Here is a 15692-nt window from a genome sequence, read left to right on the forward strand (position 1 = left end):
GCTTAGGCCCCGGTCACGTGCAGGCGCCGCCCGGCGGTGACTTTCTCCGCCGCGTGTTTCCCGGCAAGGAACGCATGGTCCGAATTGTAATACTCCCACTCGCTGTAGCGTCCTGCCAGGGTGATATCGAACTGCTGCAGCCAGGCGCGCGCCAGCGCGACGTTATGCTCCCTGGCGTGATCGTAAATGACGTAGGCATAGGGGATATCCGCCTGGCTGGCGGTGAGGATGACATCATCCGCATTAATGATACCGACCATGATGCACTCGGCGATGCAGCGGTCGATCAGCGCCTGCCCTTCTACCGGCAGCGGCATTTTGTCGGAATAGCTGATTTCGCAGGTTAAGCCGCAGCCGCCCGGCGGACTGCAGAACGGGCTGGCGTTGCCCTGGACGAAGATGCGGTGAAAAATCGTCTCTTCCGGGTAGTAGATCCAGTGTTTTTCGGTTACCGCCTCGCGCCCGATGCCCAGATTCACGCAGCGCACCGAGGTGTGCCGCAGCCCGTTCGCCGCCGCTGCAATCTCAGGCGGTACGTCATCCCCCACCATTCGCAGCAGTACCGGCAGCGGCAGCGTGCTGATCATCTGCTCGTAGCGGTAGCTTCTTCCGTCGGCCAGCAGCGCAATATGCTCGTGGGGATGAATCGCCACCACCTCGGCACCGGTCACCAGCGGCCCTTTGAGCAGCGGCAGAAAGCCGGACATCAGAGCCTGGAAGCCGCCGCGCAGCGGATACCCAAAGCGGGCGTTGGGTCCAATCGGTTTCTCCACCGGCGACAGCGCCCCCTCGATGATCTGCCCCAGATCGGGAAGCGGCACGCGCCCGCCCAGCCAGGAAGTCTCCATCTCCGCCAACGGCACTTTCCACAGCTTGCGGTTATAGGGAATGGCGAAATGCCGGGCGATACCGGCGCCCCAGGTCTGGTAGATGAAGGTTTCGAAATTGGCGGCGCTTTTGTCCCGGGCGGTAAGTACGCAGTCCCCGTCCGGCGGTGCAACGCCGTCAGCACAGCAGTCTTCGGGTTTACGTCCGCCCGCCCCGCTACCATTTTGTAGCGGCGCTGCCGCGCTGCCGAACCGGGCGTCGACCGCCCCGAGGATGCACTCCTTAATCACCGGCGCCGGCAGGCCATAGAGCGCGCTCTGGAACGGATAGCGCGTGTAGACCCGCTGGCTGTAAATCCACGCCTCGCGATCCTGCCAGTGCAGGTTGTCCTTCAGCAGCAACTGGTACATGTCAAGCACATAGGGATCGGCGGAGAACATAATGTGCCCGGCATAATCGAAGGTGAACCCGTTGCTTTCGATGGAGCGGCACCAGCCGCCAACCTCGGCATTGCGCTCAAGCAGGGTCGCCTCTTCTCCATAATGGAAGGCGGCGCTGAGCCCGGTGGGTCCGGCGCCGAGGATCAGGCAGGGCGTAAACTCTGCCTCCTCTTTGTTAGCTGACTGAAGTCGCCGCCGTGCCTGCTCCGAGGCCAGATCGGTGCCGGAGCTATCCGGTTCGCCCTCACTCATCGCCCGGGCAATCAGCGACTGCATCGCCGCGGCGGTCGCATCCCAGGACGTCGCATCCACCACAGCACGCATCCGCTGCGCCTGATGGCTTCGATCGTCGGCAGTGGCCGCCAGCGCCGCTTCGCAGCCGGCGATAAACTCCGCCGGGGTATGGCCAATCGCCACCAGCCCAGCGTAGGGGATTTTCACATCGGTAATCGCCGTGCTGACCACCGGCAGCGCCGCCGCCATGTACTCCAGCACTTTGGTGGGGCTGATATAGCGGGTCGAGGCGTTAAGGGCAAACGGCATCAGGCAGACATCCCACCCGGCGAGAAACTGTGGCAGAGCCTGATAGGACTGCTGGCCGAAATAGTGGATGTTCTCTCGCTGCGGCAGGCTGGCCGGATCGATTTTCACCACCGGCCCCACCATTACGATCTGCCACGACGGATGGGCATCGGCCAGGGCGGCAATCAGCCCGAGATCCATACGCTCATCGATCACACCGTAGTACCCGAGCCGGGGATGCGGCAGCGCGTTTTGTAACGGATGCCCGTTAGTGCGATCCAGCGCCTGCTCGAAATGCGCCGCGTCTACGCTACTGGGAAAACACCAGGCGTTGTCGTGTCGCCCCTGTTTGGCCGCATGCAGGCTTGGCCCGCCGGTGAACAGCAGGTCAGCCCGGCTCATCAGGGCCGACTCGCGCTGCAACAGCTGACGCGGCGCGTTTTTAAACGAGGCCAGCTCGTCCATGCAGTCGTAGACCACTAGCGCCGGTCGAAACGCGGCCAGCAGCGGCAGCGCCATCGGCGTGTAGAACCAGACCAGCGGCGCTTCATGCTCAGCGTTCAGGGCGGTCAACAACGGCAGCAGCCCGGCAATCTGCTCATCGTGAAACCCCGGTGCAGGCACCGCCGTATGCGGCGTGATCACCGTCACCCCCGGCGCGGGCGTCGCGTAACGCAGCCCCGCAGGCCCCGCCTCGAACACCGGCTCTTCAATAAAAAGCACCTGCCAGTAGCGCGCGAGGCGAGAAAGCAGATGCTGGGGGCGCTGGTAGACAAAATCCCAACGCAGGTGGCTGAACACGATAAGCGTCGTCATGGAATGCTCCTTTCCCGTGTGGCAGGAATGTCGCCGGGAGTGAAAGAGAGAGAGGGAGTGCTGCGCGCCGCGTAGCGCCAGCGAATACGGAACACAGAGCCTGCGTGCCAGCGGATCGGGGCCATCGTGGCCCGGCTCCCACAGGCCGCTGTGGTGCCACAGCGAACCATTGTCCCAGTCGGGACGATCGAGAATCGGATAGAGACAGACGCCGAGGATATCCGTCCCGTCGAGCTGCGCCTGGGCAACCCCGGCGGCGACATCCGCAATCCATGCCCCCCGCCCGCTGCCAACATGGCTGGTTTCCGCCAGCAGCAGCGGCCGACGGTAGCGCTGATAGAGTTCATCCAGCATGCGGTGCAGCGGCTGACGACGTGCGTCGCCGAGGTGCCACGGCAGCCGCTGGCGGTCCGGAGCCTGCCACTGGTTATCGTGATAGTAGTTGGCGCCGATAAGATCGAGATAGTGTCCCGCCCCGCCCAGCTCCGGCGCGCGGCGACCAGCGATCATGTCCCAGGCGTCATACTGGGCGGCATGCTCGCCCGCCGCCTGCTCGCGTGAGGGCGCATCGTCCCCGCTGCCGACATAAATAATCGGGTCGCAGTGCAGAAAGCGCGCCCGGGGATCGGCGTCGCGTATCGCATCGCAGCCGGCCAGCGCGGCCCGCACCAGCTGGCGCTTAAACCTCTCGCCCGCGTTCTCGCCCAGCGCTTCGCCGCTGGGAAAATAGCCCACGCCCAGCGCCCAGCTGGTAAAGGAGATCTCATTTATCGGCGAGTAGACCGGCGCCTCGTCGTACCAGGGCGCCAGAAATCGCGCCACCCGGCCGCAGAAATCCGCAAAGCGCGGGACAAACGCCGGATCCAGCAGCGTCAGATCCGTCGGCCAGCCGTAGTGAAGCAGCGTCCAGCAGATCTGAATATCGTGCGCTTTCGCAGCGCGCATACGCGCCTCAATCCCCTGAAAGTCCGGGTTCCCGTTGCGCTCGCTCAACCGCCACCCCACGCTCTCGCGCACCGTTTTCATGGCGTAAGCGGCCAGGACAGCGTAATCCTCCGCCGCGCGGGTCAGATGGCCGGTGGCTTCGTTCATCGCAAGCGCAACGCCCTGAGTCGTAATGTGGTCTGCTCCCTCATACCCGGCCTGCCAGAAACTGTGAAACGGCACAGGAACCTCCCGTCAGACGGCACAGCGGACGGGCCTCTGCCGGTAGACCGGAAAGGATCGCGAACGCTGTAGCGGTAATAGTGACGACAAAACAGTGCGGAAGAGAGTGGCGTGAAACGCGTGCTGGGATGCTCTGTAAAACCGGCGCGTTAACCGGAACTCACCACCGAAATGCGGCGATATTTGCCTTAAAGCATTATGTTCTCTTATCGAAGCATGGCGTATAGCCCTGCGCTTTGCCAGGGATCGCAATAATAAAGCGACGTAATAATAAGCCTGTCTGGAGTAACCCCTTAAAATGATGGGGAATATTTCATTACGGTATCGATCCCCGTGAGGCTTTACCTGGCGCACGGCGCAGGGTACAAATAAACTTTCCTTACCGGTTAGCAGGCCAGGCATCGATGACAGCGTCTTCGCACAGCACAGAAAATCGCGACTGGGTTAACCTGCGCCGCGATCATGACACCGGCATCGAAAGCGTTCATGCCCATTTCACCGGGCATGCCTACGATCCTCATGCCCACGATGAAGTGCTGGTGGGCGTCACCCAACAGGGCACACAGCGATTTACCTGCCATCGCGCCCTACATACCAGCACCCCTGGCCGGGCAATCCTGATTGAGCCGGGAGCGGTGCATGACGGGCATGCCCCGCAGTCGGAGGGCTTCACCTATGTGATGCTCTATCTTCCCCAGCCCTGGGTATCCGGCATGCTGGATCAGCGCGGTCTTGGGGACATCTCCACGTTGCAGGCGGCGTTTCGCAGCACCCTGAGCGAGGATGCCTTTCTCAATACCGCCATTCAGCAGGCGTTTTATGCAGTACACCAGCGGGAGGGCCGCCTGGCCCGTGACCAGAGCCTGGATTATCTGCTCGGCCTGCTGGCGCGCCAGCTCTATACCAGGCCGGATGCCGAGCTGTGTGATGCCACGCTACAGATGCTGCGGGTGCGGGATTTTCTGCATGACTGCATGGCACAGGATGTCAGTCTCGATACGCTTTCCCGCGAAGCGGGCACTGACCGGTTCCGGCTCACGCGCCAGTTTAAAAAAGCCTTCGGGCAGTCGCCGCACGCGTACCTGGTCAGCCTGCGCCTGCGCTGCGCGCGTATGCTGCTGGCGCAGGGTGTACGGCCTGCCCAGGTGGCGATTGACGTGGGCTTTGCCGACCAGAGCCATCTGGGGCGCTGGTTCCAGCGCGCCTGGCGGATGAGTCCCGCGGCCTATCAGCGTCAGTGCACAAACGTTCTATCCTGATTCTCCGGTAACGCTCACTATTGGGTTTTGACAGCGACCTGATGGAGAATCTGATGTTTGATACCAAAGTGGCGATTATTGTGCGTAATGACCTGGCGGCCTGGCAGCGGCTGAACGTAGTGGCGTTTCTGGCAACCGGCGTAGCCTCCGCCGCCCCGGACGCCATGGGCCAACCCTATGTTGACGCTGCGGGCAATCGCTACGGTACGCTGCTGGGCCAGCCGATGATGGTGTTTGAAGCCGACCTGGCAGGATTGCAAAAGGCGCACGGCATCGGGCTTACCCGCGAGCTTGCGCTGCACCCCTACGTTGAGGCGATGTTTTCCACCGGCAATGACCACGATAACCGCCAGGCGTTTCTGGCCGAAGACCCGGCGCACCTCAACCTGGTGGGTCTGGCGCTGCATGGCCCTAAAAAAGCCGTCGATAAAGCCGTAAAAGGCCTGTCGCTCCACCCCTGACCGCCTCGCTCTCTGTCGACCCGGTAGGTTTTGCCGGGTCGCCCCGCCTGAATAACATAAGCATTATTTCTGTACGTGCCGCTGTGCCTTGTACAAATATCCCGTACCGAGCGGCTTGATATTGCAGAGAAAATTGCAATTAAGAATAGTCTTATAAGGAAAGCTTACCTTTGCGCTGGGCTTGCGGGAAAATCTGCTATTCTTGATGTTGCATTAGTGAACAACTGAATTACGTAACAGGCAATCATAAAGTAATAGTTAATATTGCTATGCTGCCGCTATTAGCCCGCAGGAATGGCCTGTATCGGAAAATTATTTATCAGGAGGGATAGCATGACGTTCGCTGAGAATTATCACGACTGGCTGCGCGATGCTTACGCCATGGAAAAACAGGCGGAAAAAATGCTTTCTACGCTGATTGAGCGTAGCGATCGCTATCCCCAATTCAGACAGCGTCTTGAACAACATTTAATTGAGACGCGTCACCAGATTACCCTGCTTGATGAAATATTTGAGCGCAATAATATTAGTCACTCAATTATTAAAGATACCGTGAGTAAACTTGAAGCCTTCGGCATGGCATCCGTCACTAAATTAACCTCTGATGAAATAGTTAAAAACGCCATCAGCAGCGCGGTATTTGAGCAGCTGGAAGTCGCCTGCTATATCACGCTGATTACCGCTGCCCGCCAGGCAGGCGATCTCACCGCCGTGCCGGTATTTGAATCTATGCTGCAGCAGGAAAAAAGCATGGCAGAGTGGGCGCTACGTCACCTTCCCGATATCACCGACCAGTTTCTTTTACGCTCTGCGCCTGCGGGCGCCGGGGCGAAGCACTGACCGTAACCAGCCATTACTGTTATGAGGGTTTGATTATGATGACCAACGTCCAACACACGACCTTTATCGACCCGGTACGCGGTGCCGAATCGGGAGCGTCGCTGCCTGCGCATGAGCGTAAGGCATCCACCCGGCCACGGGATCATAAGTAAGGTACGCGCCGGGTTTTTTCCGCGTTGCTCCATAAAAAAAGAGGCGCCCTGGCGCCTCTTTTTTTATTTGTCATCAGGATACGGCTTTTAAATTATGTTTTTCACGCAGTAACCATGTGTAGGGTTTGTATATTGCGCCGCCGGAGCGCATCATCAGACAGACTTTATTACCGATCACCATTGGAATAAATTTCCCACGTACTTCACCTTTTGTGTGTGAAAACCATGTGCGCATTCTTCACTCCTTACTGGTAATTAGTTACTGCTCAACACGTTACGCATTTAAGACTATTACAAGGAAATTTCTTCCGCAATTATCTTATGCTGAGATTAATCTTAAAGCGCCCGTAATGTCGGAATGGCCGTCATAAAACATTGCCGCCCCGCTGTGGGGGGCTAAACTTATTTACGCGACGGTAATTCCCGACGCTCTTACTTAGAATGGATAAACTGAGGAGAAACAATATGGCGCAACATCGTGGTGGTTCCGGTAATTTTGCTGAAGATCGTGAACGCGCTTCCGCGGCGGGTCGCAAAGGCGGCCAGAATAGCGGAGGCAACTTCAAAAATAATCCGGAACGCGCATCCGAAGCTGGCCGTAAAGGTGGGAAAAATAGCCACGGCGGCGGACGAAAACCCAGCTAATAGCACGCGGTAAAAGAAGAAAGAGCAGCTCTGCTATGCAGAACTGCTCTTTTTCGCATTGCGCGACGGACTATTTACACAAAGCGAATAATTCACCGAGTTAATTATTCGCTTTGTGTAAAACGGGACCTTCTGTCCCCGTATATTTTTCTGCGCACCACTCGCCATCCATAATAAAAAAACCGGTACAGCTTGCCGGTTTTTTTATTATTTGCGCAGTGCAATGGGCACTACGCAGCGTGGCGAGAGAACGATTAATACCATTCGCCTGCAACCAGGGTGTGCGAGTCAAACGCATCATCCATCGTTTTGCCGGTTGTTGTTGCGCCTGGAACGATATTCGAACCTGCTTCAATATCGGTCGCGTGCCAGCTGGCGGACGGGGCAGAAGTCTGAACCGGTGCGGCGGCAAAAGCCCCGAAAGACAGCGTGCCAAGCAGCGCTGCTACCGCGGTAATTTTTACGTTTTTCATAGGGATACTCTCTGTTCTGGATTCATTAACGGCGTGTGTCGCCTGTAGATAAATTGTAGATCCAGATCACACTTCTTAATAGTCAATTTATTTGTCTGTCGGTGTCAAAGAAACTGAAGATATGTCAAACCACAGCAATATGAAGGGATTATGAAGGGCATTACGCGCGCGGAGAGAAATAATAAACGCACAAAGCGTAAAAAAGCAGATGAAATAATAAGGCCAGCGCGGAAGCTGGCCTTGCTACTTACATGGTATAGCCAAGCGATACCGTAGTACGGCGGTCGGTGTGATCCGGTGCCGATGACGGTGGCTCAGAGTTCCACGTGACGTTGTAAGCGACTTTCAGACCGAAGTGGTCGTTGATCGCCACGTTGAGCGCGGTTTCGGAGTTGGCGGTGGTGTCGTCTGCACCAAACACGGAAACACCCTGGGTGAACTTCGCATTGTCAGAGAACTGCCAGGCGTAGGTACCGGAGGCATAACCCAGCCCCTGGGTTTTGTCTTCGCCGTTGGTGTACTCGTCGTAACGTACGCCCGGACCGAATTCAAGACGCAGGCTGTGCACCGGGCCGTTAAGGATCTGACGACCATAACCTACGGTGGCGATATCGCGCTGACGATAGCCGTTATAGCGGTCGGTCAGCCAGCTCCCCTGACCAAACAGGTAGTCGCGATCGTTCACGTTGACGCGCGAACGTGCGCCCGCCGCATATTTCTCGGAGGAGCGCTCATCGTTGGAGGACGTGTTGCTGGCGTTGCCCCACAGCGACCAGGCGGTAGTTTCGCCGTACCAGGTCATTTGGGTGTCAGCGGTCAGTGACGAACTTTCAGTATTGCCAGACTGGGCAAGATAACCGGCGTTGAGATTGCCTTCGAAAGGTTTTTTAGCAGTAGCAGGATCATCCATGACAGTAAAAACGGAATCATCGGCATACGCAGTTTGCGCCGCAATCATGCCCCCCGCGAGCATCAGCGCCACGGGTACTGTCTTTAAAAGCTTCATTTATCAAGTCCGTACAACAAAAAAAAGAGACCAACACGGTCCCGGAATCTTTACTACGAATCAATGACATCCGTTTCGTAGAAAGGTAACAAATTATAAAAAGGCCGGGTAAACATAGCAATGTATTCCTGTTTCGTTTTTTGAATAAGAGGCCTCTTAAACCGGCATTAAATGAATAACCGGAATACCGTAATCAGGCGCAGGATCAATTGAGTTATCAGGCGGTTAAATCTGTCGGATCGCCTGTCGACTGCTACGCTTAGGAAAGCCCACATGATAAGGAGTGACTATGGTACGCATTTATACGCTGACGCTCGCCCCCTCGCTGGACAGCGCCACCATCACGCCGCAAATCTACCCGGAAGGGAAACTGCGCTGTACCGCCCCGGTGTTTGAACCGGGCGGCGGCGGCATCAACGTCGCCCGCGCCATTGCGCATCTGGGCGGTCACGCCACCGCCATCTTCCCGGCGGGCGGCGCCACCGGTGAACACCTCACCGCCCTGCTCCACGACGAACAGGTCACCGCGATTACCGTGCAAACCAAAGACTGGACGCGCCAGAACCTGCACGTGCATGTGGAAGCGGGCGGCGAGCAGTATCGCTTCGTGATGCCCGGCGCCACGCTCAGCGCCGACGAGTTCCGCCAGCTGGAGGAGAAGGTGCTGGCGTGTGAAAGCGGATCGATTCTGGTGATAAGCGGCAGCCTGCCGCCGGGAGTGGAAGTGGCGAAGCTGACCCAACTGATCAAGGCCGCCCAGAGCAAAGGGCTGCGGGTGATCGTCGACAGCTCCGGTGAGGCGCTGGCCGCGGCCCTCGACGTGGGCGGGCTGGAAATGGTGAAGCCGAACCAGAAAGAGTTGAGCGGCCTGGTTAAACGCGAGCTGGCCGAGCCGGACGCGGTACGCGAGGCGGCGCAGGAGCTGGTTAACAGCGGCAAAGTGCGGCGCGTGGTGGTGTCGCTTGGCCCACAGGGGGCGCTGGCCGTAGACGGCACCGACTGCGTGCAGGTAGTCCCTCCGCCGATGAAAAGCCAGAGCACCGTCGGCGCCGGGGACAGCATGGTCGGGGCGATGACCCTCAAGCTTGCCCAGGACGCCTCCCTTGAAGAGATGACGCGCTATGGCGTTGCGGCAGGCAGCGCGGCGACCATCAACCAGGGCACCCGTCTGTGCTCGCGTGAAGACACCGATAAGATCTTCACCTGGCTCAACCGCTAGTTCACCGGAAAACCGCCCCAGGCGGTTTTTCCCGCGTCGACTATGCTAAAAAAATTTAACGCAACCGCGAGGTAAGTATGAGCAACGACGATATCAAACGTTTCATCGTCACCGTTACCGGGGCCGACCGGTCGCTGACCGACGTCAATGAGCTGACGAATGCCATGACCGGCAGCGGATTCGCGCTCACCATTACCGATGACGACGGTAAAGTGCGTGAGCTGGGGCCGATGACCTTCAGCCTGCTCGGTCCCCAGGAGGCGGATGAGGTGAAAGCCATGGCCGAGGGTCTGGCCGAGTCGGCCATTGGCCGCAAACCGGAGGTCACCGTGGTGCCGCTGCACGACTGGCTGGCGGAGAACGAAAGCCGTTAACCCTCCCACACTGTGCGTCAGCGCCGGTTTCCAGATCGGCGGTTTACGTTAAGCTTATGATTTGCCAGACAACCTACGGAGAGACATTATGTGGCAAGCCATCAGTCGTCTGTTACGTGATCAGTTAGGCGAAGCAGAGATCGAACAGCGCATCGAGCTTCCCGGCGGTGAGATCCACGCCGCATGGCGTATTCGTTACGCCGGGCACGACGTTTTCGTGAAGTGCGATGAGCGTGAACTGCTGCCCATCTTTGCGGCTGAAGCCGACCAGCTTGAGCTGCTGTCGCGCAGTAAATCCGTGACGGTGCCGCACGTGTACGGCGTTGGCAGCGATCGCGGCTACAGCTTTATCCTGCAGGAGTACCTTGAGCCGCGCCCGCTGGATGCCCACAACGCGTTCCTGCTTGGTCAGCAGCTGGCGCGTCTGCATCAGTGGAGCGATCAGCCGCAGTTTGGGCTCGATTTTGATAACGACCTCTCCACCACCCCGCAGCCCAACGCCTGGCAGCGCCGCTGGTCAACGTTCTTTGCCGAACAGCGCATCGGCTGGCAGCTGGAGCTGGCGGCGGAGAAAGGACTCGACTTTGGCGATATCGATCGCATCGTCGACAGCGTGCAGCAGCAGCTGGGCTCGCATCAGCCGCAGCCATCATTGCTGCACGGCGACCTGTGGTCCGATAACTGCGCCCTTGGCCCGAACGGCCCCTACATCTTCGATCCGGCCTGCTACTGGGGCGATCGCGAGTGCGATCTGGCGATGCTGCCGCTGCACAGCGGTCAGCCGCCGCAGATCTACGATGGTTACCAGTCCGTGGCTCCGCTTCCGGCCGGGTTCGTTGAGCGACAGCCGCTCTATCAGCTGTATACCCTGCTAAACCGTGCGAATTTGTTTGGCGGCGAGCATTTGATGGTGGCGCAGCGCGCCCTGGAACGCGTGCTGGCGGTGTAACACCGCCGGTCCGTCAGGCTAGAGGAAGCCCATCAGCGAGAACAGCAGGTAGCCGAGGATAATCACGATTACCGGCAGCACATAGAGCGGGAAAAATTGCACGAAAATGGTGTGGCGCGGCACCACGATTTTATTTTCAATCTGCTCGCGCGTCAGCCCTTCCGGCCCTTTTGCCCGCTCAAGAATCAGCTGATCCTCAACGCCTTCACGCAGGAACCTCGCCTGACGGCTCATGCGCGCGCCGGACGCCTGCAGCGCCAGCCCGACAAAAATCAGCGCGAAAATCACCCAGAACACCAGATTCAGCGAGCGGCCAAAGTCCGGGGTTGGAGAGTTGAACCAGAACACATTCAGGAACGGGGTGTTAAACCGCATCATGTCGATCATGACGTGGGCAAAGTCGAGCATCACGGCATTGATGCCGGCCTGCTTCTCACTGTGCGCGTACATGTATTTCAGGATCGAGATAATGGTCGAGATCAGCGCCGGAATAAAAATTACCCACCCGGCAATACGCTTAACTATCGCGATGCGTCCAGCTTGTTGATACGTCATTGGTTCCCCTTGATAAAGACGCTTTGTTACCGCGTTAAGTCTACCTGCTCCCTCCCGTTTTCGCCTGTTCTTTCACGACGTTTGATAATAGCGGCCTGATGTGTCAGCTTTAGGCCGGAGCCATGATGCCGTAATCACAGGAGTAACCAATGACGAGTTCGCGCCAGATCCTTGCTGCAGTATTTGATATGGATGGTTTACTGATTGACTCTGAGCCGCTGTGGGACCAGGCCGAGCTGGAGGTGATGGCGAGCCTCGGGGTGGATATCACCCGGCGGCACGAACTACCGGACACCCTCGGGCTGCGTATCGACATGGTGGTGGATCTGTGGTTTGCCCGTCAGCCGTGGAACGGACCGGATAATGCCGAAGTTACCCGACGCATTATCGCCCGCACCCTGACGCTGGTGGAGGAGAAAAAGCCGCTGCTGCCGGGTGTGCTGGCGGCGGTGCAGCTGTGCAAAGCCCAGGGGCTGAAAGTGGGCCTCGCCTCCGCCTCCCCGCTGCACATGCTTGAGCGCGTGCTGGAGATGTTTGACCTGCGCGACAACTTCGACGCCCTCGCCTCGGCGGAGCACCTTCCCTACAGCAAGCCCCATCCACAGGTCTATCTTGATGCCGCCGCGAAGCTCGGCGTCTCGCCGCTCACCTGCGTGACGCTGGAGGATTCGGTCAACGGTATGATCGCCTCGAAGGCGGCGCGCATGCGCTCCATCGTGGTGCCGGCCGAAGAAAATCGCGACGATCCGCGCTGGGCGCTGGCGGATGTCAAACTGACCTCGCTGGAAGCCCTGCTCCCGGCGCATCTTATCGGCTGACGACAGGCGGGCGGCGTTCGTCGCCCGTACCCCGCTTGTGCCACCGCCGTCCCGTTTTTAAAACCTTGTTTCAGTTTAATTTGAGTTTTTATATCCGCCTGCCTAAGCTCATCTGATTCGGGTCGGCCACAGGGCTGTGACTCGTCGACTGACAGCGAGGTAGTTATGGGTGAAGATGCCTTTAATCTGGACGGAAAAGTGGCCATCGTGACCGGCTGCGATACCGGACTTGGGCAGGGAATGGCGCTCGGCCTGGCCCAGGCGGGGTGCGATATTGTGGCGGTAAACCGTAAAAGGCCGGACGAAACGGCGCGCAAAGTGGAGGCGCTGGGCCGTCGCTTTACCGTGGTGCAGGCCGACCTCAGCACCCTTGAACCCATTGAGCGCATCCTCAGCCATACCCTTGCCACCTTCGGCAAGGTGGACATTCTGGTCAACAACGCCGGAACTATTCGCCGCGAAGACGCTATCGACTTCAGCGAGAAGGACTGGGACGACGTGATGAACCTGAATCTCAAATCGCTGTTTTTCCTCTCCCAGGCGGTTGCCCGGCAGTTTATCGCCCAGGGCAGCGGCGGGAAGATCATTAATATCGCCTCGATGCTCTCCTGGCAGGGCGGCATCCGCGTGCCCTCCTATACCGCATCGAAAAGCGGCGTGCTGGGCCTGACGCGTCTGCTGGCGAACGAGTGGGCGCCACATAACATCAACGTCAATGCCATTGCCCCCGGCTACATGGCAACCGATAACACCCAGGCACTGCGCGACGACCCTGACCGCAACCAGGCCATCACCGACCGTATTCCCGCTGGCCGCTGGGGCACGCCGGACGATCTGCAGGGCCCGGTGGTGTTTCTTGCCTCTCGCGCCTCAAACTATGTCAACGGCTATACCCTGGCGGTAGACGGCGGCTGGCTGGCGCGCTGATTCCCAAAGGGAAATTGTTACACCGTCACCACTTCCGTCTACTGTATAAAAACCCTATACTGGATGAATCGACAGCTCCAGCGGGTTTTATCATGACGGCGGAAGGCCATCTGCTTTTTTCTATTGCCAGTGCGGTGTTTGCTAAAAACGCCGAACTCACGCCGGTGCTCGCGGATGGCGACTGGTGGCACATTATTCCCTCGGCGATACTGACCTGCCTGCTGCCGGACATCGATCACCCGAAATCCTTCCTGGGCCAGCGCCTGAAGTGGATTGCCAAACCCATCGCCCGCGCCTTCGGGCATCGCGGGTTTACGCACAGTCTGCTGGCGGTGTTCGCCGTTCTCACCTTCTTCTATTTACAGGTGCCGGAAACCTGGGTCGTCCCCTCGGATGCCATTCAGGGGATGGTGGTGGGTTATCTGAGCCATATCGTCGCCGATATGATTACCCCGGCCGGTGTCCCCCTACTGTGGCCCTGCCGCTGGCGCTTTCGCCTGCCGCTGCTGGCACCGCAAAAAGGCAACCAGCTGGAGCGCGTACTGTGCCTGGCGTTTTTCGCCTGGGCGGTCTGGATGCCCCAGGGCATCCCGGAGAACAGCGTTATCCGCACCTCGTCCCAGCTCATCAACTCCCTGCAAAATGGCTTTAATCGCTTTATTTCGCCGCACACCGGTCAATAAGCAGACGAATTTTTCATTTTCGTCATAAACCATTCCATTTGGATATAAGGGAGCGTGCAGCGCATCTGCTAACCTTGCGCCATAAAGGCACGACAAAGGCGCGTGCCTGCACATAATAATTCAGGAGAACGGGGATGAACTTTCCATTAATCGCGAACATTGCGGTGTTCGTCATCCTGCTGCTGGGGCTGGCAAAAGCCAGCAACGCGCAGTGGAGCCTCGCCAGAAAAGTGCTGGTGGGTCTGGTCATCGGTGTGGTGTTCGGTCTGGCGCTGCACGCTATTTACGGCGACAACAGCCCGGTGCTGAAGGATTCAATCCAGTGGTTTAACATCGTCGGGAACGGCTATGTCCAGCTGCTGCAAATGATCGTCATGCCGCTGGTTTTCGCCTCGATTCTCAGCGCCGTGGCGCGTCTGCATAACGCGGCGTCGCTGGGTAAAATCAGCTTCCTGACCATCGGTACGCTGCTGTTCACCACCCTAATCGCTGCGCTGGTGGGTGTGCTGGTGACCAACCTGTTCGGTCTGACCGCTGAAGGTCTGGTCCAGGGCACCGCGGAAACCGCGCGTCTGACGGCGATTGAAACCAACTACGCGGGCAAAGTGGCTGACCTGACGGTGCCGCAGCTGCTGCTCTCCTTCGTGCCGAAAAACCCGTTTGCCGATCTGACCGGGGCGAACCCGACCTCCATCATCAGCGTGGTTATCTTCGCCGCGTTCCTCGGGGTCGCTGCGCTGAAGCTGCTGAAAGACGATGCGCCGAAAGGCCAGCGCGTGCTGACCGCGATCGACACCCTGCAGAGCTGGGTGATGAAGCTGGTACGTCTGGTGATGCTGCTCACGCCGTACGGTGTAATGGCCCTGATGACTAAAGTGGTGGCCGGCTCCAACCTGCAGGACATCATCAAGCTCGGCAGCTTCGTGGTGGCTTCTTACCTTGGCCTGGCCATCATGTTCGGGGTACACGCCCTGCTGCTGGCGGTTAACGGCGTGAGCCCGCTGCGCTTCTTCCGCAAAGTGATGCCGGTGCTGACCTTCGCCTTCACCAGCCGCTCCAGCGCCGCGACCATTCCGCTGAGCGTGGAAGCCCAGACCCGTCGTCTTGGCGTACCGGAAGCCATCGCCAGCTTCTCCGCCTCCTTTGGTGCCACCATCGGACAGAACGGCTGTGCCGGTCTTTATCCGGCCATGCTGGCCGTAATGGTTGCGCCGACCGTGGGCATCAACCCGCTCGACCCAATGTGGATCGCCACGCTGGTCGGTATCGTGACGCTGAGCTCCGCCGGGGTGGCGGGCGTGGGCGGCGGTGCCACCTTCGCCGCGCTGATCGTCCTGCCGGCGATGGGTCTGCCGGTGACGCTGGTCGCCCTGCTGATCTCCGTTGAACCGCTGATCGACATGGGCCGTACCGCCCTGAACGTGAGCGGCTCCATGACGGCGGGCACCCTGACCAGCCAGTGGATGAAACAGACGGATAAAGCCGTGCTCAACAGCGATGAGAAAGCCGAACTGGCGCACCGCTAAGCACGACGCAAAAAAACCTGCGCGGTGGCAAC

16 protein-coding genes are annotated in these 15692 nt (G+C 58.9%); 11 read left to right on the top strand and 5 right to left on the bottom strand.

What is annotated here, in order from left to right; genetic code table 11:
• Positions 1-2: 2 nt before the first annotated feature.
• Complete coding sequence (locus tag DW58_RS05800) at positions 3-3773, bottom strand: NAD(P)-binding protein (protein WP_029592595.1); 3771 nt, start codon at positions 3771-3773, stop codon at positions 3-5.
• 404 nt (positions 3774-4177) lie between these two features.
• Between DW58_RS05800 and DW58_RS05805 the strand changes: the two genes are divergently transcribed.
• The 3 genes from DW58_RS05805 to DW58_RS05815 all read left to right on the top strand — a co-directional run bounded on the left by DW58_RS05805 (position 4178) and on the right by DW58_RS05815 (position 6333).
• A complete protein-coding gene (locus DW58_RS05805; RefSeq protein WP_029592596.1) occupies positions 4178-5032 on the top strand; it encodes an AraC family transcriptional regulator in 855 nt (284 codons plus the stop codon).
• A gap of 53 nt (positions 5033-5085) precedes the next feature.
• Positions 5086-5493, top strand: coding sequence for a DUF2000 domain-containing protein (locus DW58_RS05810; RefSeq protein ID WP_024548690.1), 408 nt, complete (start codon positions 5086-5088; stop codon positions 5491-5493).
• 333 nt (positions 5494-5826) lie between these two features.
• Positions 5827-6333, top strand: a complete 507-nt coding sequence (locus DW58_RS05815; protein ID WP_024548691.1) for a ferritin-like domain-containing protein — start codon at positions 5827-5829, stop codon at positions 6331-6333.
• A gap of 225 nt (positions 6334-6558) precedes the next feature.
• On the opposite strand, the gene DW58_RS21115 is transcribed toward DW58_RS05815, so the two are convergent.
• Positions 6559-6720 (bottom strand): hypothetical protein, encoded by a 162-nt coding sequence (locus DW58_RS21115; RefSeq protein WP_155889599.1) that lies wholly within the window; start codon positions 6718-6720, stop codon positions 6559-6561.
• Between the two features lie 230 nt (positions 6721-6950).
• Here DW58_RS21115 and DW58_RS05820 point away from each other — a divergent pair, with 230 nt between their 5' ends.
• Positions 6951-7130 carry a con-10 family general stress protein gene (locus tag DW58_RS05820; RefSeq protein WP_024548692.1) on the top strand — a complete coding sequence of 60 codons (180 nt, stop codon included), beginning with the start codon at positions 6951-6953 and terminating at the stop codon, positions 7128-7130.
• Between the two features lie 254 nt (positions 7131-7384).
• Here DW58_RS05820 and DW58_RS05825 read toward each other — a convergent pair whose 3' ends face one another.
• Both DW58_RS05825 and DW58_RS05830 read right to left on the bottom strand, forming a co-directional pair.
• The gene (locus DW58_RS05825; protein ID WP_024548693.1) at positions 7385-7603 is read right to left on the bottom strand and encodes a hypothetical protein; all 219 of its coding nucleotides are present in this window, start codon (positions 7601-7603) and stop codon (positions 7385-7387) included.
• Positions 7604-7850: 247 nt separating this feature from the next.
• Complete coding sequence (locus DW58_RS05830; RefSeq protein WP_024548694.1) at positions 7851-8609, bottom strand: DUF481 domain-containing protein; 759 nt, start codon at positions 8607-8609, stop codon at positions 7851-7853.
• A 289-nt stretch (positions 8610-8898) separates the two neighbouring features.
• Between DW58_RS05830 and pfkB the strand changes: the two genes are divergently transcribed.
• The 3 genes from pfkB to DW58_RS05845 all read left to right on the top strand — a co-directional run bounded on the left by pfkB (position 8899) and on the right by DW58_RS05845 (position 11151).
• A complete protein-coding gene (pfkB, locus tag DW58_RS05835; protein WP_024548695.1) occupies positions 8899-9828 on the top strand; it encodes a 6-phosphofructokinase II in 930 nt (309 codons plus the stop codon).
• A 77-nt stretch (positions 9829-9905) separates the two neighbouring features.
• Entirely contained in the window at positions 9906-10202 is a 297-nt protein-coding gene (gene ghoS, locus DW58_RS05840) for a type V toxin-antitoxin system endoribonuclease antitoxin GhoS (protein WP_024548696.1), read from the top strand.
• Between the two features lie 88 nt (positions 10203-10290).
• Positions 10291-11151: a fructosamine kinase family protein gene (locus DW58_RS05845; protein ID WP_024548697.1), complete on the top strand. Its 861-nt coding sequence runs from the start codon at positions 10291-10293 to the stop codon at positions 11149-11151.
• 18 nt (positions 11152-11169) lie between these two features.
• Here the strand turns inward: DW58_RS05845 and DW58_RS05850 are convergent, their stop codons facing one another.
• On the bottom strand, positions 11170-11706 hold the full coding sequence (locus tag DW58_RS05850) for a YniB family protein (RefSeq protein ID WP_024548698.1): 537 nt from the start codon (positions 11704-11706) through the stop codon (positions 11170-11172).
• Positions 11707-11855: 149 nt separating this feature from the next.
• On the opposite strand from DW58_RS05850, the gene hxpB reads away from it, so the two are divergent.
• The 4 genes from hxpB to DW58_RS05870 all read left to right on the top strand — a co-directional run bounded on the left by hxpB (position 11856) and on the right by DW58_RS05870 (position 15660).
• Positions 11856-12524 carry a hexitol phosphatase HxpB gene (gene hxpB, locus DW58_RS05855; RefSeq protein ID WP_024548699.1) on the top strand — a complete coding sequence of 223 codons (669 nt, stop codon included), beginning with the start codon at positions 11856-11858 and terminating at the stop codon, positions 12522-12524.
• Positions 12525-12689: 165 nt separating this feature from the next.
• The gene (gene kduD / locus DW58_RS05860) at positions 12690-13451 is read left to right on the top strand and encodes a 2-dehydro-3-deoxy-D-gluconate 5-dehydrogenase KduD (protein ID WP_024548700.1); all 762 of its coding nucleotides are present in this window, start codon (positions 12690-12692) and stop codon (positions 13449-13451) included.
• Between the two features lie 92 nt (positions 13452-13543).
• A complete protein-coding gene (locus DW58_RS05865) occupies positions 13544-14134 on the top strand; it encodes a metal-dependent hydrolase (protein WP_024548701.1) in 591 nt (196 codons plus the stop codon).
• A gap of 134 nt (positions 14135-14268) precedes the next feature.
• Complete coding sequence (locus tag DW58_RS05870; RefSeq protein WP_024548702.1) at positions 14269-15660, top strand: L-cystine transporter; 1392 nt, start codon at positions 14269-14271, stop codon at positions 15658-15660.
• Positions 15661-15692: the final 32 nt, after the last annotated feature.

This window comes from Siccibacter turicensis LMG 23730, assembly GCF_000463155.2.
Lineage (GTDB): Bacteria > Pseudomonadota > Gammaproteobacteria > Enterobacterales > Enterobacteriaceae > Siccibacter > Siccibacter turicensis.

Coding starts and splice junctions, on each gene's coding strand:
- DW58_RS05805 (WP_029592596.1), top strand. CDS start 4,178: ATGACAGCGTCTTCGCACAGCACAGAAAATCGCGACTGGGTTAACCTG.
- DW58_RS05810 (WP_024548690.1), top strand. CDS start 5,086: ATGTTTGATACCAAAGTGGCGATTATTGTGCGTAATGACCTGGCGGCC.
- DW58_RS05815 (WP_024548691.1), top strand. CDS start 5,827: ATGACGTTCGCTGAGAATTATCACGACTGGCTGCGCGATGCTTACGCC.
- DW58_RS21115 (WP_155889599.1), bottom strand. CDS start 6,720: ATGCGCACATGGTTTTCACACACAAAAGGTGAAGTACGTGGGAAATTT.
- DW58_RS05820 (WP_024548692.1), top strand. CDS start 6,951: ATGGCGCAACATCGTGGTGGTTCCGGTAATTTTGCTGAAGATCGTGAA.
- DW58_RS05825 (WP_024548693.1), bottom strand. CDS start 7,603: ATGAAAAACGTAAAAATTACCGCGGTAGCAGCGCTGCTTGGCACGCTG.
- DW58_RS05830 (WP_024548694.1), bottom strand. CDS start 8,609: ATGAAGCTTTTAAAGACAGTACCCGTGGCGCTGATGCTCGCGGGGGGC.
- pfkB (WP_024548695.1), top strand. CDS start 8,899: ATGGTACGCATTTATACGCTGACGCTCGCCCCCTCGCTGGACAGCGCC.
- ghoS (WP_024548696.1), top strand. CDS start 9,906: ATGAGCAACGACGATATCAAACGTTTCATCGTCACCGTTACCGGGGCC.
- DW58_RS05845 (WP_024548697.1), top strand. CDS start 10,291: ATGTGGCAAGCCATCAGTCGTCTGTTACGTGATCAGTTAGGCGAAGCA.
- DW58_RS05850 (WP_024548698.1), bottom strand. CDS start 11,706: ATGACGTATCAACAAGCTGGACGCATCGCGATAGTTAAGCGTATTGCC.
- hxpB (WP_024548699.1), top strand. CDS start 11,856: ATGACGAGTTCGCGCCAGATCCTTGCTGCAGTATTTGATATGGATGGT.
- kduD (WP_024548700.1), top strand. CDS start 12,690: ATGGGTGAAGATGCCTTTAATCTGGACGGAAAAGTGGCCATCGTGACC.
- DW58_RS05865 (WP_024548701.1), top strand. CDS start 13,544: ATGACGGCGGAAGGCCATCTGCTTTTTTCTATTGCCAGTGCGGTGTTT.
- DW58_RS05870 (WP_024548702.1), top strand. CDS start 14,269: ATGAACTTTCCATTAATCGCGAACATTGCGGTGTTCGTCATCCTGCTG.